The sequence below is a fragment of the Serratia liquefaciens ATCC 27592 genome (assembly GCF_000422085.1).
Lineage (GTDB): Bacteria > Pseudomonadota > Gammaproteobacteria > Enterobacterales > Enterobacteriaceae > Serratia > Serratia liquefaciens.
The window spans coordinates 3,716,352-3,739,465 of the sequence record NC_021741.1 but is presented as its reverse complement, the minus strand read 5'-3'; the positions used below and the strand labels follow the sequence as shown (position 1 = coordinate 3,739,465).

The following is a 23,114-nucleotide window of genomic DNA, read 5'->3' as shown; positions in this document are numbered from 1 at the left end:
CCCTGACGCCTTGGCGCAGGGGGCTTTTTTATGCCTTGCAGAGTGCCGCGATCTGGCGAATATCCTTTGGCGTAGTCCGGCAGCAGCCGCCGATCAGCCGTGCGCCGATGCGTTGCCATTCTCCTACCTGATCAATCAGGCTGCCGTGCTCGCCGCCGCAGGCGTGCCAGGTTTTGCTCACCGCGTCGTAATGTTCGCCGGAGTTAGGATAGACCAACAGCGGTTTATCGGTCAGCACGGCAAATTGGCGCAGCGCGGGGGCCACATTTTCCAGCGCAATGCAGTTGATGCCAATCGCCAACGCCTGCGGATTGCCGTGCAGCGCTGCCAGCACCTGCGTCAGCGGCGTGCCGTCGCTGAGGTGTTGGCTGTCGCGCAGGGTGAAGGCAAACCAGGCGCCGAGCGTGGGGAATTCTTGCAACAGCGTGAGCAACGCCTGCAGCTCACTGAACGATGGCAGGGTTTCACAGGCCAACAGATCTACGCCGGCCTCGGCCAACGCACGGATGCGTGGGCGGTGGAAGGCGATCATTTCCTCCTGCGGTAATGCGTAATCGCCGCGATATTCAGAGCCGTCGGCCAGATAAGCGCCATAGGGGCCGACCGAGCCGGCGATCGGCAAGGGGGTTGCCTGCGGGTGCTGAGCCAGAAAGTCGCTGCGCGCCTGTTGCGCCAGGTGCACGCTTTTGGCGATCAGCGCCAGTGACTGCTCGTGATCCAGCCCCCGGCGCAAAAAGCCCTGTGGCGTGGCCTGATAGCTGGCGGTGATGGCGCACTGCGCCCCCGCGTTGAAATAGTCGAGATGAACCTGATAAATCAGCTCGGGGTTTTCGATCAGCACCTTGGCCGACCACAGGGAATCACTGAGGTCACAGCCGCGAGCCTCCAGTTCGGTCGCCAGTGCGCCGTCAAGAATCAGCGTGTTGTGGGTAGCCAACAGCGTGGCGACGGGGTTGTTAACCGACATGATTTTCTCCCAAAGATGTTTTTTGCCCGCTGCGGCGGGTCAGATAATAGGCGGCGTAGCACAGTGCGACGAACGGCAGCCCGCAGTAAAGCGCGATGCGCTGCTCCGGATCGAACGCCAGTCCGATACAGGCCAGCAGGCACAGGGAAAAACCGACGATCGGCGTTAACGGATAGCCCGGCGCGCGGTATTTCAGGCCGGCGATCGGCTGGCCGCTGCGCAGATAGTGGCGGCGGAAAGCGTAGTGTGAGGCGCAGATGCTCAACCAAACTGCCACCACGGCAAAGCCGGAAATGGCCGACAGGGCAACAAACACCGTGTCCGGCGCAATCACGCTGGTTAACAGCGCCAGTACGCCGCCAAGCATACTGAAGGTCAGCGCATTGATCGGAATGCCACGTTTATTGACGCGAGAAAAATAGGCCGGCAAGGTGCGCTGGTTGGCCAGCGACCACAGCATGCGGCCCGAAGCGTACAGGCCTGAGTTGGCGGCCGACAGGATGGCGGTTAGGATGACGAAATTAAAAATATCGGCGGCATAGGGCACGCCGATGCGTTCAAACACCAACACAAACGGGCTTTTGACAATCCCGGCCTGATCCATCGGGATCAGCGCAGCCAGAATAAACACCGTGCCGACAAAGAACAGCATCAGGCGGATCACCGTGGTGCGTATCGCCCAGGGCACCACCTTTTCCGGATTTTCGGTTTCGCCTGCGGCAATGCCGATAAGCTCCGTGCCGGAGAAAGCGAAGTTGACCGCCACCATCGTCATCAGGATCGGCAGGGTGCCGTTGGGCAGCCAGCCGGAGGCGGTCAGGTTATGCAGAAAGGGAGCCGGAGTGCCGTCTTTCATCGGCAGCAGGCCAAACATGGCTGCCCCGCCGAGGATGATAAACGCCAAAATAGTGATCACCTTGATCAACGAGAACCAGAATTCGCTCTCCGCGAAGAAGCGAGTGGTGACTACGTTGAGCAGGAAAATGGCCGCGCAGAAAATCAAACACCACAGCCAAACCGGCGACTGTGGGAACCAATACTGCATGCAGAAACCGGCGGCGGTCAGGCTGGAACCGAGTGCGACGGTCCAGGTGAGCCAATAGAGCCAGGCCACGGTATAACCGGTCGCCGGACCAAGATAGCGGGAGGCATAAACATGGAAGGCGCCGGTTTCCGGCATCGCCACCGAAAGCTCGCCCAGGCACAGCATGACCAGATAGACCACCAGTGCGCCAATCAGATAGGCCAGCAGGGTACCCAGGGCGCCGGTGGTGGAAATGATATAGCCGGTGTTGAAAAACAGCCCGGTACCGATCACGCCACCCAGCGACAGCATCACCAGGTGCCGGGCCTTCATGGTGCGTTTGAATTGCCCTTCGGCGGGGACAGGTGAGTGCATGGTGTTTTTACCCGTATAGACGTCTAAGCTGCTAAATGGCTATTGGTTATACCTGCAATACTTCATGAAATCAATGCGTGGTCAGAGATCCTAAAGTAAAAAAATAGTTATCGATGTCGCAGGAAAGGGGGTTGTCTATATGCAAATGATAATTATTATCTATAATGTCGCCACTTTTTATGACAGGGCAGCATCATGAGACTTTTGATTTTATTGGCCGCGCTGGCGCTCGCCGCCTGTAGCCAAACCCCGGTTTCCTCGCCAAAAACTACCCTTGATAGTTTGGGCAAAATTACGGATTTGCGCAGTGGAGAAAGCCTGTCACCTGACCAGCTTCTGGCCCGTTTGGCCGCTCAACCGCGGGTCATTGTCGGCGAAAAACACGATAACCCCTATCACCATCAGATTGAGCTGTGGCTGGTGCAAAACCTACCGCAGCAGCGTCCCCAGGGTAGCGTGCTGATGGAAATGATTAACCCGAATCAGCAAGACAAGGTTAACCAGGTGAAACAGTGGCTGCAGGGGGACCCCAGCGTTCGCGACGGACGCGTAGCGGAGTTGATCGGCTGGCAGTCGGGGTGGAAATGGTCGCTGTACGGCGATGTGGTAATGGCGGCGATGCGTGCACCCTATCCGCTGTGGTCGGCTAATCTGGATCGCGATGAAATCATGGCTTTTTATCAGCAGCCAAGTTTCCCGCAGGGCCAACTGTCGGTGCGTCCGGTGGTGCAGAAAGCGCTGGAGGAAACTATCCGCACTTCGCACGGCGGCAAGATTGAACCTCAACAATTGCATGCGATGCTGGCGATCCAACAGCAGCGTGACCGCCGCATGGCCGAACGCCTGCTGGCCGCGCCCACTCCCGCGCTGTTGATTGCCGGTGGCTACCATGCCGCCAAATCCGTAGGAGTGTCACTGCACGTGCAGGATTTGCAACCGGCTGCGTTGCCAACGGTACTGATGCTGGCGGAACCCGGGGTACAGGTCGACAAACAGGTGGCCGATTACCTGTGGATCACCCCGGCCGTAAAATGAATCTGTTAAGGCAGTGAAAAGGACTGTTAATAATAATTACAAATGATTATCATTAGCAAATGTGATCTGCAATCATTCGCAATTAAGTAATCTAATGTCCCTATGCTAAGTCAGTCTTTCTCTTTTTCGGCCCCTGCGATGCCGCAACCGCGCTGGGCGCGCGGTTTTGTGTGCGCTATCGCGGCACATGTGGCGCTGGTACTGTTGTTTTACTGGCCGCCACGCTCGCTGCCGCCGATGCAATTGCCGCCTCCGGCGGTAATGATGAGCTGGGCCGCGCAGATTGAAGCGCCGGAAAGTCCCAAACCCTTACCGCTAGGCGTACAGCAGACGCAGTCGTCTGCTGCACAACCGGCTGAACAGCAAGAACAACCCGACTTACCAAAGCTGGCAAGGGCTGAAAAAACCAAGATTGCCGTGGCCGAAAAGAAGCGAACTGAACAGCGGCCGCCGCAGAAAACTCAGCCGAAGCCCGAGGAGCAGGCAAAAGAGACCAAACACGCTGCGGCCTCCAGCGCCGCGGCACCGAAAGCGTTGAATGTTGCCCGGCAGGCGGCGGCACCGCTGAACAGTGATTCCGCCAGTCAACTGCAGGCCAAGCTGTCGTGGGAAAGCCAGGTTAAGGGGCTGCTGAACCGCATCAAACGCTATCCGTCGGATGCACAGCGCCGCCGCCGTACAGGCATGCCGCAGGTGGTCTTTACGGTGGATGCGCAGGGCCGGGTGTCTGATTTGAGATTGCAGGCGTCGTCAGGTACCGCCTCGCTGGATCGGGAGGCACTGGCGGTGGTGACTCGGGCGCAGCCTTTGCCGCAACCGCCGGTGGAGATGCTTCAGCAGGACAAGGTTCGGGTGACGATGCCCATCGATTTTAATCTGGCGGCGTTGCACGCCGTCCAATAGTTTATGCCGACGGCAGCGGCCTTTTGTTTGCTGAAACAAAAGCAGGCGTTGCCGATGTCAAACCATCGTGAGGGACTATGAAATATCCACTTTTGCCGGGTCGTTGTTGGCGTGCGGCAACCTCTGTCGTGATCTCATTAAGCTTAATGGGCCAGGCCGTTCAGGCGGCACCGCAGGCTCCCAGCGCGGAAATCATCCCGAAAAAGTTGACCGCCCAGGGTGAAACCCGGGTAGATGATTACTATTGGTTGCGCGACGACAGCCGTCAGAATAAAAGGATGCTGGATTATTTGACGGCGGAAAACCGTTATACCGAACAGATGATGCAGCCGTACAAAAAACTGCGCGATACGCTGTACCAGGAAATGCTCGGCCGCATGAGCCCGGAAGATCGCTCGGTACCTTATCAACTGAACGGCTATCGCTATCAGGAAAGCTATGCGGCGGGCAAGGATTTTGCCCTGTACCAGCGTCAGGCTCTTACCGCCGATGCGCCATGGCAAACCTTGCTGGATGCCAACCAGCGCGCGACAGGGCAGGCTTATTACCGTGTTGGCGGTCTGGAGATCAGCCAGGACAATCAGCGGATGGCGATCGCCGAAGATTATCAGGGGCGCCGGCAGTACCGTATTTCGTTGCGTAATGTCGACAGCGAGAAATGGGCCGCGGAAGTGATTGAAAACACCTCTGGCGACATGGTGTGGGCCAACGATGGCAAGACGCTGTTTTATATTCGCAACCATCCGCAAACGCTGTTGCCGTATCAGGTTTATCGCCATCAGTTTGGTACGCCGGTCGCGGACGATAAACTGGTGTATCAGGAAGATGACGCGGCGTTTTATCTGAGCCTGGCTCATTCCTCCTCCCGCGACTACGTCATTATTACCATCAGCGGCAACACTACCTCTGAGGCGCGGCTGATCGATGCCAACCAACCGCTGAAAGCGCCGGTGCTGTTTGCCGCCCGTCGCAACGGCCATGAATACTACCTCGACCATTATCGCGGCGAGTTCTATTTACGCTCCAATCACCAAAGCCCGCATTTTGGTCTCTATCACACCGCGGCGCTCGATAACCCGTGGCAGACGCTGATTGCACCGCAGGAAAAGCGCGAGGTCGAAGGTTTCACCTTATTCCGCGACTGGCTGGTGGTGAAAGAGCGTGGCGATGGCCTGGTACAGCTACGGCAAATCAGTTGGGACGGCAAAACCCAGCGCAGCATTCCGTTCGATGACGCCAGCTACATGGCCTGGCTGGGCTATAACCCCGATCCGGACAATCAGCACCTGCGCTACGGCTATTCGGCGATGACCACGCCGACCAGCACCTACGAATGGGATCTTGATAAAGGCACTCGTACTCTGTTGAAACAGCAGGAAGTGAAAGGGGTTGATCCCAGCCAGTACCACAGCGAACGGGTGTGGATCAGCGCGCGTGACGGTGTGAAGGTACCCGTCTCGCTGGTTTACAACCGTGCGATGTTCAAACCGGGGCACAGCCCGCTGCTGGTGTACGGCTATGGCGCCTATGGCATGAGTATGGATCCGGCCTTCAGCGCCAACCGCATCAGTTTACTGGATCGCGGTTTTGTTTATGCGCTGGTCCACGTGCGTGGCGGCGGTGAATTGGGGCAGAACTGGTATCAGCAGGGCAAACTGAGCCATAAACCCAACACCTTCAGCGACTTTATCGATGCAACCCAGGCGTTAATCAAACAGGGTTACGGCCAGCCGGGGCGTATCTATGCCATGGGGGGCAGCGCCGGCGGCTTGCTGATGGGCGCGGTGATCAATCAGGCGCCGCAGCTGTATAACGCGGTGGTGGCGCAGGTGCCTTTCGTGGATGTTTTGACCACCATGCTCGACGACAGCATTCCACTGACCGTCGGTGAATATGAAGAGTGGGGTAACCCAAATCAACCAGAAGCCTATGCGCTGATGAAGTCTTATAGCCCCTACGACAACGTACGCAAGCAGGCGTACCCGAACCTGTTGGTGACCAGCGGCCTGTATGATTCGCAGGTGCAATATTGGGAACCGGCAAAATGGGTGGCCAAACTGCGTCGCTTTAAACAGGGCGATTCGCTGCTGCTGCTGGCCACCGATATGACGGCCGGGCACGGCGGAAAATCGGGCCGACTGACGCGGCTGGAAAATAGCGCCTTGGAATACAGCTTTATTTTGGCGGTGGATCAGAAAACGCGGAAATAACCCTTCTGGCCGCCAGGAAATAACCTGGCGGCTTATTAAAACGATAAAGCGTTAATTTTACCGTCGATTTCGGCGGGCTTTGTGCTGGGCATTGTCGGCCATAACATCTTTTTGGTCATTTCTGGGGATCTATGAAAATTAAATTACTGGTAAGCCTGATCGGTGCGGGAATAGCGCTGAGCGGGACGGCGACGGCTGCGCAAGACGGGGCAGACAATGGCAAGGGCAACGTGGTGTTTAGCCCGTTGAACGTTTCGGCTGCGACAGAAAGCGACCGTAGCGAAAAGGAGGCGTTGGAAAAACCGGGTGCCTTCAGCTCACGAGGGGAAAATAAGAATCTCGAATCGGTAGACAGCATTTTGCGCAGCATGCCGGGCACCTATACCCAAATCGATCCGGGCCAGGGTTCGGTTAGCGTCAATATCCGCGGCATGAGCGGCTTTGGCCGCGTTAATACCATGGTGGACGGTATTACCCAGAACTACTACGGCAGTTCGCCGAGCGATGCAGCCCATGGCGGGTTACCCACCAGCCAGTTCGGTGCGCTGATCGACCCCAATTTTATCGTCGGCGTTGATGTAGCGCGCGGCAATGCGACGGGCTCCGCCGGAGTGAATGCGTTGGCAGGCAGCGCCAACTTCCGCACCCTGGGTGTGGATGACGTGGTGTTTTCCGATAATCCTTTTGGCGTGCGCACCAAATTTTCCGTGGGCAATAACGGCATTGGCCGCAGCGGCATGATTGCCGTGGGCGGGAAAACCGGCGCCTTTGGCGAAGGCGGCAGCCTGGGCGCGATGGCAGCCATCAGCGGCAGTTCCATCACGTCTAATTACAAAAACGGCTCCGGTTTTGACAGTGAAGAGTTTAACGTTGATAAAACTTATCGACAGAACCCTAAATCCCAGTTATTCAAAGTCGATATTAAGCCAGACGCTTTTAATAGTATCGAACTGTCGGCCAGGACCTACCAGAATAAAATAACCCGCCGTCATATCGACAGTAATGACTTCTATATTAAATATCACTATGCGCCTTTCTCCGAGCTGATTGATTTTAATCTGACAGCCAGTACCAGCCGCGGTGAGCAGAAATTCATGTCTGACAATATGGCAGGGTTTAGCGACAGCAAGGCGAAAAATATCTCGGACGCGCTGGACGTCAATAACACCAGCCGTTTCAGCCTGCAGGAAGTCGATTTTGCCTTCAGCTATGGTGGCAAGCTGATCCGTAACGAATACAAGAAGCACGCATCCGGGCTGGTAACCGACGATAACCAGGCGGAAAGTTCGCCGGTGGGGATCGCGGGTAAACAAAATATCGCCAGCCTTTACAGTGGGCTGCAGCTTAACTACGGCATCTGGCAGAGCAACTTTGATCTGAACTACAGTTCCTATGATATTTCCGGTTATAAACCTGCCTGTGATGAGCGCGTGGCCTGCTTCCCGCAGGGGGCCAGCAATATCAATTTGAAAGAGCACGGTTTTAATCCGTCGGTGCTGTTATCGGCGCAGGTGACGCCATGGTTGCAACCGTTTGTCAGCTACAGCAAGTCGATGCGCGGGCCGAATATTCAGGAGGTGTTCTTCGCCAACAGCGGCGGGCAGTCGATGAACCCGTTCCTGAAGGGAGAAACCGCTGAAACCTACCAGGCCGGCTTCAACGCCAATGCTCATGACCTGTTGTTCAAGCAGGACAGCTTCCAGCTGAAGGCGGTGTATTTTGAATCAAAGATCAAAAATTACATTTCCAGCCAAAACTACATGGTGTGCAGCAATCGTCGCAAGTGCAACCGAGCTCAGTCGACGCAGGAAGAGTGGGATAACGCCAATGAGAATGTCGTGATGACCATGTACAGCAATGCTTATGAGCCGGTCAGAATGCGTGGGGTGGAAGTAGAGGCAATGTATGACGCCGGTTTCGCCTACACCAAACTCTCCCTGAGCAAAGAGCACACCAGCCAACCGACCAATCAGGCCAGCAACGAATTCGGTGCCGGTGACATCAGCGAACTGCCGGAATTTTATTTCACGTTAGATTCAGGCGTTCGTTTGCTGGACGAGAAACTGACGCTGGGCGGATTGGTCAAATACACGGGTAAAGCGGTTCGCCTGTCGCCAAATTCGGATCGGGACGAAAATGAGCAATTGCTGAAAGAGCCTGCGCCGCACATCCCGACGATTATCGATCTGTACAGCACCTATCAGTTCAACCGTAACCTGCTGTTGAAATTCAGCGTGCAGAACCTGATGGACAGAGACTATTCCGATGCGTTGAACAAGATGAACTCGATGCCGTCCCAGTCACAGGACTTCACACCGACCAACACCGCCCGCGGCCGAACCTATATCTTCGGCGGGGAGGTGCGATTCTAAGCTGAGTACGGGCGCAATCACTGCGCCCGTTTTGCCTGCTGCAACCACTTGTCCAGCTCGTTGGCGAACTGCTGACGGTCGCGCTGGTTCAGCGTATTCGGGCCGCCGGTCTGGATACCGCTGGAGCGCAGGGTGTCCATAAAGTCGCGCATGTTCAGGCGCTCACGAATGGTGTCTGGCGTATAGCGTTCCCCGCGCGGATTCAGCGCCACCGCGCCTTTTTCGATCACCTCGGCAGCCAGCGGGATATCGGCGGTGATCACCAGATCGCCTTTCTCGCAGCGGCGCACGATTTCGTTATCCGCCACGTCAAAACCGGCCGCCACCTGCAGAGTGTGGATATGCCTGGAAGGCGGCGTTCTCAGCGGTTGGTTGGCAACCAGCGTTACCGACATGGCGGTACGATCCGCCGCGCGGAACAGCACTTCTTTGATCACGTTGGGACAGGCGTCCGCATCGACCCAAATCTGCATTATTCCGGCTCCTTCAACCAATCGCGTACCGGCAGGAAATCTCGGTACAGCGCCGCTTCCGGGCTGTCTTCCGCCGGTTGATAGTTGTATTCCCAGCGTACCAGCGGCGGCATCGACATCAGGATGGATTCGGTACGTCCGCCGGTTTGCAAGCCAAACAACGTGCCGCGATCCCAGACTAAATTGAACTCGACGTAGCGGCCACGGCGATACAGCTGGAACTGACGTTGGTTATCGCCCCAACTCAGCGCCTTGCGTTTTTCCACGATCGGCAAATAGGCATCGAGGAAGCCTTCGCCCACCGCTTGGGTAAACGCGAAGCAGGTAGCGAAGTCGGGCGTGTTGAGATCGTCAAAGAACAGGCCGCCGATGCCGCGCGCTTCGTTGCGGTGCTTGATAAAGAAATAGTCATCGCACCACTTTTTGTATTTGGGATACACCTGCTCGCCGAAGGGGGCGCACAGCTGTTCGGCGGTGCGGTGCCAATGAATGGCATCTTCTTCAAAGCCGTAGAAGGGGGTCAGATCAAAGCCGCCGCCAAACCACCACACCGGTTCTTCGCCCGGCTTTTCCGCAATGAAAAACCGCACGTTGGCGTGGCTGGTCGGGATATAAGGGCTGCGCGGGTGGATCACCAACGACACGCCCATCGCCTGGAAGCTGCGGCCGGCCAACTCGGGGCGGTGCGCGGTAGCGGAGGCGGGCAGGGTGGCACCGGAGACGTGTGAGAAGTTGACGCCCGCTTGTTCGAACACCGCGCCGTCGGTCAATACCCGGCTGCGGCCACCGCCGCCTTCTTCCCGCGTCCAGCGGTCCTCGTTGAAAACGGCGCCGCCGTCGGCCTGAGCCAGCTGCGTGCAGATGCGGTCCTGCAGTGCCAGCAGGAAGGATTTTACTTCTGCGATGGTCGATAAACTCATACGGATTAATTCACAGCGTCTGACTGAACAAGCCGCAGAGTATACCTTTATTCACCGTGACTGGCAGTATCAGCCGGGTTTTCGTTGGTGTGAATCGTAATAGCTGAAGAAACTGATCACGCCGTCGGCGATGGCGCGGGCGATTTTCTCGCGGAATGCGGTGGTGCCAAGCAGGCGTTCTTCCGCCGGATTGGTGATAAACGAGGTTTCGACCAGTACCGACGGAATCGACGGGGATTTCAGCACCGCGAACGCCGCTTGTTCGGTGCTGTTGCTGTGCAGATGATGCACCGGGCGGATCTGGCCGAGCACGTGGCGGCCGAGCGTCAGGCTGTTGTTGATGGTATCGGTTTGCACCAGGTCGAACAGTACCTGCTGCAGATAGTTGTCCTGATTTTTGTATTTGCCGCCGGCCACGTCATCGGCGGCATTTTCGCGGTTGGACAGATAACGCGCCATGGCGCTGCTGGCACCGCGATTGGACAGGGCAAACACCGAGGCACCGGAGGCTTCCGGGCTGGTAAAACCGTCGGCATGGATAGAGATAAACAGATCGGCCTGATGCTGGTGGGCAATCTCCACCCGCTGAAACAGGGGGATAAACTCGTCTTCTTCCCGCGTCAGGCGCACTTCAACGTGTTCCTGTTCGTGCAGAATGCGACGCACGTGGTTGGCAATCTCCAGCACCACGTGTTTTTCCTGCGAACCTTCTCTGCCGACGGCGCCCGAATCGATGCCGCCGTGACCGGGGTCGATCATCACCAGCCTTTTGCTGCCGCTGGGTTTGGGCGCCGTTTTAGCGTGTTGCTTGCGCAGCATGCCGCCGGTTTCGGCTTGGGCCGTTTGGCTCTTACTGCCGAGCAGCACCAGCGCCAGACCAGAAAGCAGTAATTGACGTCGCGTGGGGGAAACGGGGAGCGGTTTAAAATTGAGGAAGGGTTTAACCTGCTTTTTCATAACGCTACGCTCCATCGACAAATTCTATTTTGCGACGTTATATCGTATTGATAATCATTAATCGACCGGATAACTATGTCCATTTATTACGCGAGTTACCGGGGATTTCTGCATTATTGCCCGGGGAAATCGCAGTTTGATATTGCGTAAGTGAATAATCCCGCGATAATCAGATAAACATCTTAATTAACAGCGGCGAACATCGATGGAAATTCGCGTATTTCGACAAGACGACTTTGAAGAAGTCATTACCCTGTGGGAGCGCTGCGATCTGCTGCGGCCGTGGAACGATCCTGAGATGGATATTGAGCGCAAACTGAATCACGATCCGGATCTGTTTCTGGTCGCGGAAGTGGGCGGAGAAGTCGTGGGATCGGTGATGGGGGGATACGACGGTCATCGTGGTTCGGCGTATTATCTCGGGGTACATCCGGATTATCGCGGACGCGGTATCGCCAATGCGTTGATCAGCCGGTTAGAGAAAAAATTGATCGCGCGCGGTTGCCCGAAGATCCAACTGATGGTGCGGGAAGATAACGACACGGTGATCGAGATGTACGAGAAACTCGGTTACGAGATCCAGAGCATTACCAGCCTGGGCAAGCGACTGATCGAAGATCAGGAATATTGAGCGATATTTTGGGCGGTGAGGCTTCACCGCCCAAACTGCGCGTTAGGGCAGTTTTTTGATGGTTTTCACGTCGACTTCCACGTTGCTCCAGTCTTTATCCACTTTCCCTTCCAACTGCACTTTATCTTTCGGGGTGATGGTCTGACCGTTCCAGCGTTTTTTGTCGATCTCGACCGTCAGCGTGCCGCTGGCGTCGCGGAAGGTATAGGTCTCGTCACCGACGCGTTGCTCAATGTTGCCTTGCAGCATCACCCAGGTGTCATCACTCATTGACTTGACCTTGTCGACGGTGGTCAACGCGGCGCTAGGGCCGGAAAATCCGCCTTGCTGCGTGTTTTGGGTGTGCGTTTGCGGTGCCGCAGGATCGAGGAACCCGCCTTGCTGAGCCAGAACCGGTGCGCTACACAGAGCAATTAATGCAGCCAGGGTATATTTTTTCATCTTAAGCTTCCTTATCTCAATCTAGAATCAAAGCCCTGCCAATCAGGACTGCTGGTTTGATGGGGTTAAGTAAAGCATGAAAATCTTAAGGGGTTCTTAAGCGCGCGCATTGAAAACAATAAACACGGCACCCATTTGAAAAATCATCATGATATTGGCAAGGAATCGATGTTGAAGCCACTTCCACCCCGTTTTTCCCCCGACGATTACGATCAGCACGGTGCGTTGCGTTTGCCGCTGTGGTTTTGGAGCGTACTGATTTTACAGGCCCGTACCTGGATCCTGTTTGTGATGGCCGGGGTTTCGCGCCAGCAGGGGGAAGCCCTGCTATCGCTGTTTTACCCGGACACCCAATGGTTCTGGTATGGCATCGTGCTGGGGCTGCCGGCGGCGTTGGCATTTTTGATTGCTCCGCGTCGTCACCAGTGGCCACGGCTATGGCGTGCCTGGCGCTGGGTATTGATTGCTTCGCTGCTGGCAGCGCTGGGCGGTTCCCTGTTTAGCTTGTGGCAACAAGACGACAATCCTTCGGCGTTGGACATCGTGCTGGCGTTGCTCGATGCGTTGGCGCTGGCTTACTTGCTGCTGAGTGCGCGTCTTAAGGCCTGTTTCGTGGTACAGGATGAGGCGGGTTAATTGCCGCACAGTACGGCACTTTTCTCATTTTCCGCACTCCAAGCTCGCAACCGATGGCGATGCGTGGACAGTTGTGAGAGGCTGACACGCAACAAAACGCCAAGTGCGGCAGGGCAGAGCAGGCTGTGCCCCGTCATTGATGTTAAGGAGCTAAAAATGAATGTTCGCCCACTGTTGTTAGGGCTTCCGCTGTTACTGACCGGCTGTTCGACGATGTCCAATTTCTCTTGGTCCAGCCTGTCGCCATTTAACTGGTTTGGCAACAGCCTCGAAGTCAGCGCCAAGGGCGTTGGTGACCTCAACGCCGGTACCCCGATGTCGGAAAGCGCCATTAACGACGGGCTGAATGGCGATTACCGCCTGCGCGGTGGCATGGCCACCAGCCAGGGCAAGATAGTTTCCTACTACCAGGCGATGGACGGCAACGACGTGAAGCTGGTGATCACCGGGGAACCCAAGGGCCACGTGCAGCGCGTGGACGTGATGGACAGCAAAGTCGCGACCGAGTGGGGCAGCAAGCTGGGCACGCCGTTCAGTGACCTGTACAGCAAGGCGTTCGGTGCCTGTAAACCGGCCGACGGCGACGATGCCGGCAAGGTCGAGTGCGTCGCACAGCAGAGCAAGTACGTCACCTATATCTTCGACGGCAAATGGGCCGGCCCGCAAGATATCATCCCACCGGATGACACGCTGAAAAGCTGGACGGTCAGCAAGATCATCTGGCACGCCAAACCGCAATAAAGCTTCCCCCCTGGGCGCCCGATCCGCGGCGCCCCTGGTTTCTCTGGTTTCCCTCCCCGCTGAACGTTAAATCACCGCTCCCTTTGGACGAAATTGCCCGGTTGCGGGTATCCCTATTTTCTTTGCGCTGATGCAAGGCAATCCCGTTTTCATCGGGTATGATACTGCGCATTCTTAACAGGAAACCCATGGACAAACAGTAACCTGTTACTCGATTTCGATTTTGAGGATAACGATAATGACCCAGGTTCAGAGCGGTATTTTACTGGAACACTGCCGCTTCGCCATTTTTATGGAAGCCACCGTGCAGGGCGAATTCGCCGATTTGCGCCAGGGCTGCAAGCAGTTTTGCCAGACGTTGACCGAGCTGCAACAGCAGTTTCCCGATGCGCATTTGGGCGCGGTGATCGCCTTTGGCTATGACGTCTGGCACGACCTTTCCAGCGGTCAGGGCGCAAAAGAGCTGAAGCCATTCACCCCGTTGGGCAAGGGGTTGGCCCCGGCCACCCAGCGCGATCTGTTGATCCACATCCAATCCTTGCGTCATGACGTTAACTTTACGGTGGCGCAGGCGGCGCTGGCAGCGTTCGGCAACGCCATCAAGATTGAAGAAGAAACCCACGGATTCCGCTGGGTGGAAGAGCGCGATCTGAGCGGCTTTATCGACGGCACTGAAAACCCGCAGGGCGACAAACGTCCTGAAGTGGCGGTCATCGCCGAAGGTGAAGAAGACGCAGGTGGCAGCTACGTGCTGGTGCAGCGTTATGAACATAACCTGCGTCAGTGGCAGCGCTTTACCACCGAGCAGCAGGAGCAGATTATCGGCCGCACCAAGCACGACAGCGAAGAGTTGCCGCCGGAGCAGCGTCCTGACACCTCGCATGTCAGCCGTGTCGATCTGAAAGAAGACGGCAAAGGCCTGAAGATTTTGCGTCAGAGCCTGCCTTACGGTACTGCCAGCGGTAAACACGGGCTGTATTTCATCGCCTATTGCGCCCGCCTGCATAACATCGAAAAACAGCTGCTGAGCATGTTTGGCGATTTGGACGGCAAACGTGATGCGATGCTGCGTTTCAGCCGTGCGGTGACCGGCAGCTATTACTTTGCGCCTTCGCTGACGCGCCTGCTGTCGCTTTAACCTTTCCTCCGGGGTCGGCCATGCCGGCTCCGGATTAACTTCCTCCTCTGCCACACCGCTCTGCCCCTGCCTTATAGCGTTTGATGCTTGAAAATCACTAAACGGTATATAAAAGCGTTACAGCTCCGCACCTAGTTATAAATACACTGGTCAACATCAGGGCGAAAGCCCGGCGGATTGATTCAGCTATAAGGTGCACAATGAAACAAACACGGGTTAAAAATTTCATGCTGAAAGGATGGTTGGCGGCGGCGCTGTTAGCCAGCGGTACCGTTTCGGCCGCTGAGCTGCTGAACAGCTCCTATGACGTTTCCCGTGAATTGTTTACCGCGCTGAACCCGGGTTTTGAACAGCAGTGGAACCAGCAGCATCCGGGCGACAAGCTGACCATCAAACAATCTCACGCCGGCTCTTCCAAGCAGGCGCTAGCCATATTGCAGGGGTTACGTGCCGACGTCGTGACCTACAACCAGGTGACCGATGTGCAGATCCTGCACGATCGCGGCCAACTGATCCCGGCTGACTGGCAGGCTCGTTTACCGAACAACAGCTCCCCTTTCTATTCCACCATGGCTTTCCTGGTGCGCAAGGACAACCCAAAAGGCATCCATAGCTGGAACGATTTGGTGCGCGACGATGTGAAGCTGGTGTTCCCGAACCCGAAAACCTCCGGCAACGGCCGTTATACCTATCTGGCTGCCTGGGGAGCCGCCAGCCAGGCTGACGGCAACGATCAGGCCAAAACCCGTGCCTTTATGACCCGTTTCCTGAAAAACGTGCTGGTGTTTGACACCGGCGGTCGCGGTGCGACCACTACCTTTGTGGAACGCGGCCTGGGTGACGTGCTGATCAGTTTTGAGTCGGAAGTGAACAATATCCGCAAGCAGTATGGCGAAGACAAGTATCAGGTGATCGTGCCGCCGGTCGATATTCTGGCGGAGTTCCCGGTCGCCTGGGTCGACAAAAACGTGGAAAGAAACGGCACTGAACAGGCCGCCAAAGATTATTTGAATTACCTCTACAGCCCGGCTGCGCAGCAGGTGATCACCAGCTTCTACTATCGCGTGTATGACAAGCAGGCGATGGCGGCCGCGAAGGGCCAGTTCCCGCAGACCAAACTGTTCCGTGTAGAAGATCAGTTTGGTGGCTGGCCACAGGTGATGAAGACGCATTTCTCTACCGGTGGCGAGTTGGATCAACTGTTAGCGGCAGGGCATAAGTAATGTTGTTGTCCAGCAAACGGGTTCTGCCTGGGTTTGGTCTCAGTCTGGGAAGCAGCCTGTTTTACACTTGCCTGATCCTGCTGCTGCCGCTCAGCGCACTGGTGATGCAGCTGGCGCAGATGAGCCTGGCGCAATATTGGGAAGTGGTTTCCAACCCGCAGGTGGTTGCCGCCTATAAGGTCACGTTGCTGGCGGCGGGCGTCGCCAGCTTGTTCAACGCGGTGTTCGGCATGCTGATGGCCTGGATCCTGACTCGCTATCGTTTTCCGGGGCGCACGCTGCTGGACGGCCTGATCGACCTGCCGTTTGCGCTGCCGACGGCGGTGGCCGGTTTGACGCTGGCGGGGCTGTTCTCCACCACCGGGTGGTATGGCCAATGGTTGGCGCATTTTGACATCAAGGTGACGTTCACCTGGCTTGGCATCGCGGTGGCGATGGCCTTCACCAGCTTGCCCTTCGTGGTGCGTACCGTTCAACCGGTGCTGGAAGAGCTGGGACCCGAATATGAAGAGGCCGCAGAGACCCTGGGCGCAACCCGCTGGCAGAGTTTTCGCCGCGTGGTGATGCCGGAGTTGGCACCGGCGCTGCTGGCCGGTACGGCCATTTCCTTTACCCGCAGCCTGGGCGAGTTTGGTGCGGTGATTTTCATCGCCGGCAACATCGCCTGGAAGACGGAAGTGACCTCGCTGATGATTTTCGTTCGTCTGCAGGAGTTCGATTATCCGGCGGCCAGTGCGATTGCATCGGTGATCCTGGCGGCTTCGCTGCTGCTGCTGTTCAGCATTAACGTTCTGCAAAGCCGCTTTGGCCGACGCATCGGGGGGCACTGATGGCGGATATCTCTGAGTTCAACGGCGTCGAACGCCCGCGCGTCAATTGGGGCAAGTGGACGCTGATCGGTATCGGCGTGCTGTTTTCGGTATTGCTGCTGGTGGTGCCGATCATTTCGATTTTCGCCGAAGCCTTTTCCAAGGGCGCTGGCGCGATGTGGAGCAACCTGGTCGATCGCGACATGTTGCACGCTATCTGGTTGACGGTGCTGATTGCCCTGATTACCGTGCCGTTCAACCTGGTGTTCGGCACCTTGCTGGCCTGGCTGGTGACGCGGTTCACTTTCCCGGGCCGCCAGCTGCTGCTGACGCTGATCGACATCCCGTTTGCCGTGTCACCGGTAGTAGCGGGGCTGATTTACCTGCTGTTTTACGGCAGCAATGGCCTGCTGGGCGGTTGGCTGGATGCGCACAATATCCAGATCATGTTCTCCTGGCCGGGCATGGTGTTGGTGACCATTTTCGTGACCTGTCCGTTCGTGGTGCGTGAGCTGGTGCCGATGATGCTGAGCCAGGGTAGCCAGGAAGACGAGGCCGCCATTTTACTGGGCGCTTCCGGCTGGCAGATGTTCCGCCGGGTGACGTTGCCGAACATTCGCTGGGCGCTGCTGTACGGCGTGGTGCTGACCAACGCGCGCGCCATTGGCGAATTCGGCGCGGTGTCGGTGGTGTCCGGTTCTATTCGCGGCGAGACCTTTAGCCTGCCGCTGCAGGTCGAGTTATTGCAACAGGATTACAACACTGTTGGCTCCTTTACCGCCGCCGGGTTACTGACCCTGATGGCGATAGTGACCCTATTTTTGAAGAGTGGCCTGCAATGGCGTCTGGAACGCCAGAATGCACGTCTCGAGCGGGAGGAAAGTCATGAGCATTGAGATTAACGGTATCAACAAGTTCTTCGGTCGTACCAAGGTATTGAACGATATCTCGCTCGATATTGCCTCCGGTGAGATGGTGGCGTTGTTGGGGCCGTCGGGCTCCGGCAAAACCACGCTGCTGCGCATTATCGCCGGGCTGGAAAACCAGAGCGGCGGCAAGCTGGGCTTCCACGGCACCGACGTCAGCCATGTGCATGCGCGCGATCGCCGGGTGGGTTTCGTGTTCCAGCATTACGCGCTGTTCCGCCATATGACGGTGTTCGACAACATTGCCTTTGGCCTGAGCGTGCTGCCGCGTCGTGAGCGCCCGAATGCCGCGGCGATCAAACAAAAAGTGACCCAACTGTTGGAGATGGTGCAGCTGGGTCATTTGGCCAACCGCTATCCCTCACAGCTTTCCGGCGGCCAGAAGCAACGCGTAGCTTTGGCTCGTGCACTGGCGGTAGAGCCGCAGATTCTGCTGCTGGACGAACCTTTTGGTGCGCTGGATGCCCAGGTGCGTAAAGAACTGCGCCGTTGGTTGCGTCAGTTGCATGAAGAGCTGAAGTTTACCAGCGTATTCGTCACCCACGATCAGGAAGAGGCGATGGAAGTGGCCGACCGCATCGTGGTGATGAGCCAGGGCAATATTGAGCAGGTAGGTTCGCCGGAAGAAATTGTTCGCGAACCGGCCAGCCGCTTTGTGCTGGAGTTCATGGGCGAAGTGAACCGCCTGAGCGGCGAAATCCGCGGCTCGCAACTGTTCGTCGGCGCGCACCAGTGGCCGCTGTCGTTCCAGCCGATGCATCAGGGCAGCGTGGATCTGTTCCTGCGGCCTTGGGAGATGGAAGTGGGCACCGAGAGCAGCGAACGCTGCCCGTTGCCGGTGCAGGTGCTGGAGGTTAGCCCGCGTGGCCACTTCTGGCAGATGACCGTTCAGCCGATCGGTTGGCACCAGGAACCTATCAGCGTGGTGTTGCCTGACGGCAACGAGCCGCCGGTTCGCGGTGGCCGTTATTACGTCGGCAGCCTGAATGCGCGCCTGTACGCTGGCGATCGGCTGCTACAACCTGTTGCGTTAGCTAAAAGCGCCTGATAGTTTTTACCTCCCAACATCATTTTAAAGGCAACCCTGGGGTTGCCTTTTTACATTACGCACTTCAACACACAGGCAAAGCACGTGACAACGCTCGAACAATGCATCGGCAATACCCCGCTGGTAAAATTACAACGTCTGGCCGCAGGACTGGGCAGCGAGGTTTGGGTCAAGCTGGAAGGCAATAATCCGGCGGGCTCGGTGAAGGACCGCGCCGCGCTGGCGATGATCCAGCAGGCGGAATTGCGCGGTGAGATAAAACCCGGTGACCGGCTGATTGAGGCCACCAGCGGCAATACCGGCATTGCGCTGGCGATGATCGCGGCGTTGAAAGGCTACGCTTTGACGCTGCTGATGCCGGAAAACATGAGTCTGGAACGCCAGGCGGCGATGCGCGCCTACGGGGCCGAGCTGATCCTGGTCAGCCGGGAAGTGGGCATGGAAGGGGCGCGTGACCTGGCGTTGGACATGCAGAATCAGGGGCAGGGCAAGGTGCTGGATCAGTTCAACAATCTGGACAATCCCTACGCCCACTTCACCACCACCGGCCCGGAAATCTGGCAGCAGAGCCAGCAGCGGGTCACCCATTTCGTCTCCAGCATGGGCACCACCGGCACCATTACCGGCGTGGGCGGCTACCTGAAGAGCCAAAATCCGCAGGTGCAGATCATTGGCCTGCAACCGGCGGAAGGCAGCAATATTCCCGGTATTCGCCGCTGGGCACCGGCTTATCTGCCGGGTATTTTCCGCCCGGATCTGGTGGATCAGGTGTTGGATATCGAGCAAACCGACGCCGAGCAGACCATGCGTCAGTTGGCGCAGCGCGAAGGCATTTTCTGCGGTGTCAGCTCCGGCGGTGCGGTGGCCGGTGCGTTGCGGATCGCAGCGGCGAACCCGGGCAGCGTGATTGTGGCGATCATCTGCGATCGCGGCGATCGCTACCTCTCCACCGGCGTTTTCGGTTGAGGGTTACTCCCTTTCCAACGCATGTATCGGATCCATTCCGGCAGCGCGCCTTGCCGGGAAGAAGCCAAAAATCACCCCGATAAGCGTCGAACAGATAAACGCGGCGACAATGGACTCGGTGGAATACACCATCGTGAAATTGTCGCTGAATTGACTGAACACCACGCCAATCCCCAGCGACAGCAGAACCCCCAATGTGCCGCCCAGCAGGCACACCAGTACCGCCTCAATTAAAAATTGTTGCATGATGTCGCTGGCGCGGGCACCGACCGCCATACGCACGCCGATTTCGCGGGTGCGTTCGGTCACCGACACCAGCATGATATTCATTACCCCAATGCCACCCACCACCAGAGAAATCAATGCGATCATCGACACCAGCAGCGTCAGGGTGGCGGTGGTTTTCTCAATGGTTTGGCGAATGCTGTCGGTATTCATCACAAAGAAGTCCTTGCCGCCATGGCGCTGGCTCAGCAGACGGGTGACGCCGTCTTCGGCGCTGGTGAGATCGATATCGTCGTTCACCCGCACGGTGATGCTTTTCAGGTAGCTCTGGCCCAGCATGCGTTTCATGGCGGTGGTGTAGGGGATCCAGACGTTCAGATTCTCGTCGCTGCCGAAACCGCTCTGTTTTTTGGCGGCGACGCCGATAATGCGACACGGCAGCGAGCCGAGCAGGATCACTTCGCCAAGCGGGTTGACGCCGTGAGGAAACAGTTTGTTGCGGGTATTTTCATCAATCACCGCTTCCTGCATCAACTGGTCGACGCTATGGCGGTTAAACGCCATGCCGCTGTCGATGCTGTAACCGCGCACCAGAAAATACTGCTCACCGACGCCATTGACCGTGCCGCTGACCGACTGATTGCCATAGCGGAAGGTGGTGCTGCTTGAAACGGTCGGCGTGACGCTGTGCACGTAGCCCTGCTGCGCCAGCGCATTTGCGTCGGTGGCCCGCAGCGTCTGTACTGCAGCAGAACGCATATCGCCGAAATCTTTGCCCGGATAGACCTCCAGCGTGCTGGTGCCCATGGCGTTGATGTTGGCCAGCACCTGCTGCTGAGAGCCTTTGCCCAGCGCCACCACCGATACTACCGAGGCGATGCCGATGATAATGCCGAGCATGGTCAGTAGGGTGCGCAGGCGTTGGGAAGCCATCGCCAGCAGCGCCATTTTGAATGCCTCGTACAGGCGATCGCGTTGCGATTGCCAGCGGCTGACGGCGTTATCCAGCGCTATCGGTAGGCGTGCCACGGTGTGGGGCGTTGTTTTCCGTCGGTCGGCGACAATCTCGCCGTCGCTAAGCTCAATGATGCGCTGAGCATGTTCGGCAACCTGCATATCGTGAGTGACAATCACCACCGTATGGCCGCGAGCGTGCAGGTCTTTCAGGATGCTCATCACCTCTTGCCCGCTGTGGCTGTCCAGCGCGCCGGTGGGTTCGTCTGCCAAGATTACCTCGCCACCGTTCATCAATGCGCGAGCGATACTGACGCGTTGCTGCTGGCCACCGGAGAGCTGGCTGGGACGATAATTCAACCGTTGCGCCAGGCCGAGCCTTTGCAGCAGATCGGCGGCGCGTTGTTGGCGTGCGCTGCGCGAATGGCCAGCATACACTGCGGGGACTTCCACGTTGCCTTGGGCGCTAAGATCCCCCAGTAAATGATAGCGTTGGAAGATAAAACCGAAATGTTCGCGGCGCAGTTCGGCCAGGCTGTCGCGATCCAGCTGTGCGGTACTGCGGCCGGCCACCTGATAATCCCCTTCGCTTGGGCGATCGAGGCAGCCGAGAATGTTCATCAAGGTTGATTTACCCGAGCCGGAGGCGCCCACGATGGCCACCATCTCGCCTTGGGCAATGCTGAGATTGATCTCCTTGAGCACGGTGACGTTTTGGTCACCGGCCTGAAAACGGCGGCTGATACCGTGCAGTTGCAGTAGGGGTTGTGAGGCCATCATCACATCCCCATCGGTGGCGGGCCCATACGACGGGCGGGGCTTTGGCTCGTGGCATTGGCCTGGCTGACGATCACTTTCTCACCGGTCAACACGCCGCTGATAATCTGTGCGTCGACGTTGTTATTGATACCGACCTTGACCGGACGGCGGGCGATATTGCCCTGCTTATCCACCACCTGTACCCAGTCGCCTTCCAGCGCGGTTGCGGGGATCACCACCGCATTTTCCGCTTTGGCCAACACGATATACACCTGCGCAGTCATTGAGATGCGCAGCGCGCCGTCCGGGTTTGCCACATCAAACAGGCCGTTGTAGTAAATTGCGGTGCTGGAGCTGGACGTGCTGCTGGACGTGCTGGTGCTGGTCGAAGTGGTTTCGTCGTTGATCGAGTCTGGTGCCGGCTCTATGGCCCGCAGCTGGGTGCTATAACGCTTGCCCGGTTCGCCGAGGATGGTGAAATAGACCGGCATGCCGGTTTTCACCTTGACCACATCAGCTTCGGATATTTGCGCTTCGACAGTCATGGTCGCCAACTGAGCGACTTTGACGATGGTGGGGGCGCTTTGGACCGCGTTCACCGTTTGGCCTTCTTCTACCGGTAACGCGACGATGGTGCCGTCGATCGGCGAGGTGATTTTGGTGTAACCGAGGTTAACCTGCGCGGTGTTGACCGCGATTTGCGCCTGAATGATCTGCGCATCCAGCGCGTTGATATCGGCGCGGGTGGAAATCAAAGTAGCCTGAGCGCTGTCCAAGTCTGCGCGGACCCCGACGCCACGCGCCACTATGGCCTGCTGGCGCTGATAAACCAGCTGATTGTTGTGCAGCGCCGCCATTTTGGACGCGCGCTGTGCCTGAACGTTCTTCAATGCCGCTTCCGCGTCCCTCAGGGCGTTCTGCTGGGTTAAGTCATCAATCTCAGCCACTCGCTGGCCTTTATGCACTTTGTCGCCCAGCGCCACGTACAGGGCCTTAATCTGGCCCGATACCTGAGCGCCGACGCTAACCTGTTTTTGCGCTTCTATCGTACCGTCGGCCAGCACCGTTTGTTCCAGGTCACGGGTTTGCGCTACCGCAGTGATATACCGGGGTGTTTCTGTAGCGTCGTGGGATCGGAAGTAGAGAAATAGGGCGATAGCGGCCACAATAACAGTGGGCGGCAGATAGCGTTTTAAGCGTTGAAACGATGGCATGAGGAGAAGCTTCCCTGGCATAAAGCGTGGCGAAAATCTGTTGGCACTAATTTAACGCGCCGTCGGCCGGGCTGCGGTTAAGTGGCATTCAGGAATATGTAAGGATTGAGTAAAACCGGCTGCGAAGCAGGCAAATAGGCGTGAAAATGACGAAAATCCGCGAAGGA

21 protein-coding genes are annotated in these 23,114 nt (G+C 57.3%); 13 read left to right on the top strand and 8 right to left on the bottom strand.

Translation table 11 applies throughout. The annotated features are described in order from the left end of the window. Positions 1 to 28: 28 nt before the first annotated feature. Both mmuM and mmuP read right to left on the bottom strand, forming a co-directional pair. A complete protein-coding gene (mmuM, locus tag M495_RS17535) occupies positions 29 to 967 on the bottom strand; it encodes a homocysteine S-methyltransferase (RefSeq protein WP_020828014.1) in 939 nt (312 codons plus the stop codon). Beyond that, complete coding sequence (gene mmuP / locus M495_RS17530) at positions 957 to 2,366, bottom strand: S-methylmethionine permease (RefSeq protein WP_020828013.1); 1,410 nt, start codon at positions 2,364 to 2,366, stop codon at positions 957 to 959. The genes mmuM and mmuP overlap by 11 nt, the downstream gene beginning before the upstream one ends. A gap of 195 nt (positions 2,367 to 2,561) precedes the next feature. On the opposite strand from mmuP, the gene M495_RS17525 reads away from it, so the two are divergent. The 4 genes from M495_RS17525 (at position 2,562) to M495_RS17510 (ending at position 8,886) form a co-directional block, all read left to right on the top strand. After that, positions 2,562 to 3,401 carry a ChaN family lipoprotein gene (locus M495_RS17525; protein ID WP_041414808.1) on the top strand — a complete coding sequence of 280 codons (840 nt, stop codon included), beginning with the start codon at positions 2,562 to 2,564 and terminating at the stop codon, positions 3,399 to 3,401. A 102-nt stretch (positions 3,402 to 3,503) separates the two neighbouring features. Then, a complete protein-coding gene (locus M495_RS17520; protein WP_051150516.1) occupies positions 3,504 to 4,304 on the top strand; it encodes a TonB family protein in 801 nt (266 codons plus the stop codon). Positions 4,305 to 4,381: 77 nt separating this feature from the next. Next, on the top strand, positions 4,382 to 6,514 hold the full coding sequence (locus M495_RS17515) for a S9 family peptidase (protein ID WP_081667710.1): 2,133 nt from the start codon (positions 4,382 to 4,384) through the stop codon (positions 6,512 to 6,514). 131 nt (positions 6,515 to 6,645) lie between these two features. After that, on the top strand, positions 6,646 to 8,886 hold the full coding sequence (locus M495_RS17510) for a TonB-dependent receptor domain-containing protein (RefSeq protein WP_020828009.1): 2,241 nt from the start codon (positions 6,646 to 6,648) through the stop codon (positions 8,884 to 8,886). Positions 8,887 to 8,903: 17 nt separating this feature from the next. Here M495_RS17510 and M495_RS17505 read toward each other — a convergent pair whose 3' ends face one another. The 3 genes from M495_RS17505 to amiA all read right to left on the bottom strand — a co-directional run bounded on the left by M495_RS17505 (position 8,904) and on the right by amiA (position 11,236). Beyond that, positions 8,904 to 9,359, bottom strand: a complete 456-nt coding sequence (locus M495_RS17505) for a YaiI/YqxD family protein (protein WP_020828008.1) — start codon at positions 9,357 to 9,359, stop codon at positions 8,904 to 8,906. Beyond that, the gene (gene hemF / locus M495_RS17500) at positions 9,359 to 10,279 is read right to left on the bottom strand and encodes an oxygen-dependent coproporphyrinogen oxidase (protein ID WP_020828007.1); all 921 of its coding nucleotides are present in this window, start codon (positions 10,277 to 10,279) and stop codon (positions 9,359 to 9,361) included. Before hemF ends, M495_RS17505 begins: the two co-directional genes overlap by 1 nt. Before the next feature lie 69 nt (positions 10,280 to 10,348). Beyond that, complete coding sequence (gene amiA / locus M495_RS17495) at positions 10,349 to 11,236, bottom strand: N-acetylmuramoyl-L-alanine amidase AmiA (RefSeq protein ID WP_020828006.1); 888 nt, start codon at positions 11,234 to 11,236, stop codon at positions 10,349 to 10,351. A 205-nt stretch (positions 11,237 to 11,441) separates the two neighbouring features. Here amiA and M495_RS17490 point away from each other — a divergent pair, with 205 nt between their 5' ends. Continuing rightward, on the top strand, positions 11,442 to 11,867 hold the full coding sequence (locus tag M495_RS17490; RefSeq protein WP_020828005.1) for a GNAT family acetyltransferase: 426 nt from the start codon (positions 11,442 to 11,444) through the stop codon (positions 11,865 to 11,867). Positions 11,868 to 11,909: 42 nt separating this feature from the next. On the opposite strand, the gene M495_RS17485 is transcribed toward M495_RS17490, so the two are convergent. Continuing rightward, the gene (locus M495_RS17485; protein ID WP_020828004.1) at positions 11,910 to 12,308 is read right to left on the bottom strand and encodes a YgiW/YdeI family stress tolerance OB fold protein; all 399 of its coding nucleotides are present in this window, start codon (positions 12,306 to 12,308) and stop codon (positions 11,910 to 11,912) included. Between the two features lie 171 nt (positions 12,309 to 12,479). Here M495_RS17485 and M495_RS17480 point away from each other — a divergent pair, with 171 nt between their 5' ends. From M495_RS17480 to cysM, 8 genes are all read left to right on the top strand, one after another. Next, on the top strand, positions 12,480 to 12,944 hold the full coding sequence (locus M495_RS17480; protein WP_041415566.1) for a DUF2919 domain-containing protein: 465 nt from the start codon (positions 12,480 to 12,482) through the stop codon (positions 12,942 to 12,944). Between the two features lie 156 nt (positions 12,945 to 13,100). Continuing rightward, positions 13,101 to 13,685 carry an RpoE-regulated lipoprotein gene (locus M495_RS17475; RefSeq protein ID WP_020828002.1) on the top strand — a complete coding sequence of 195 codons (585 nt, stop codon included), beginning with the start codon at positions 13,101 to 13,103 and terminating at the stop codon, positions 13,683 to 13,685. 238 nt (positions 13,686 to 13,923) lie between these two features. Then, complete coding sequence (locus tag M495_RS17470; RefSeq protein ID WP_020828001.1) at positions 13,924 to 14,823, top strand: Dyp-type peroxidase; 900 nt, start codon at positions 13,924 to 13,926, stop codon at positions 14,821 to 14,823. Between the two features lie 200 nt (positions 14,824 to 15,023). Beyond that, positions 15,024 to 16,046, top strand: a complete 1,023-nt coding sequence (locus M495_RS17465; protein ID WP_020828000.1) for a sulfate ABC transporter substrate-binding protein — start codon at positions 15,024 to 15,026, stop codon at positions 16,044 to 16,046. After that, positions 16,046 to 16,876 carry a sulfate/thiosulfate ABC transporter permease CysT gene (cysT, locus tag M495_RS17460; protein WP_020827999.1) on the top strand — a complete coding sequence of 277 codons (831 nt, stop codon included), beginning with the start codon at positions 16,046 to 16,048 and terminating at the stop codon, positions 16,874 to 16,876. Before M495_RS17465 ends, cysT begins: the two co-directional genes overlap by 1 nt. Next, positions 16,876 to 17,751 (top strand): sulfate/thiosulfate ABC transporter permease CysW, encoded by an 876-nt coding sequence (cysW, locus tag M495_RS17455; RefSeq protein ID WP_020827998.1) that lies wholly within the window; start codon positions 16,876 to 16,878, stop codon positions 17,749 to 17,751. The genes cysT and cysW overlap by 1 nt, the downstream gene beginning before the upstream one ends. Continuing rightward, positions 17,741 to 18,829, top strand: coding sequence for a sulfate/thiosulfate ABC transporter ATP-binding protein CysA (gene cysA, locus M495_RS17450; protein WP_020827997.1), 1,089 nt, complete (start codon positions 17,741 to 17,743; stop codon positions 18,827 to 18,829). Before cysW ends, cysA begins: the two co-directional genes overlap by 11 nt. An 84-nt stretch (positions 18,830 to 18,913) precedes the next feature. Beyond that, positions 18,914 to 19,795 carry a cysteine synthase CysM gene (cysM, locus tag M495_RS17445; protein ID WP_020827996.1) on the top strand — a complete coding sequence of 294 codons (882 nt, stop codon included), beginning with the start codon at positions 18,914 to 18,916 and terminating at the stop codon, positions 19,793 to 19,795. Positions 19,796 to 19,798: 3 nt separating this feature from the next. On the opposite strand, the gene M495_RS17440 is transcribed toward cysM, so the two are convergent. Together M495_RS17440 and M495_RS17435 are read right to left on the bottom strand one after the other, a co-directional pair. After that, positions 19,799 to 21,751, bottom strand: coding sequence for a MacB family efflux pump subunit (locus M495_RS17440; protein WP_041415563.1), 1,953 nt, complete (start codon positions 21,749 to 21,751; stop codon positions 19,799 to 19,801). Between the two features lie 2 nt (positions 21,752 to 21,753). Next, positions 21,754 to 22,947 carry an efflux RND transporter periplasmic adaptor subunit gene (locus tag M495_RS17435; RefSeq protein ID WP_041414805.1) on the bottom strand — a complete coding sequence of 398 codons (1,194 nt, stop codon included), beginning with the start codon at positions 22,945 to 22,947 and terminating at the stop codon, positions 21,754 to 21,756. Positions 22,948 to 23,114: the final 167 nt, after the last annotated feature.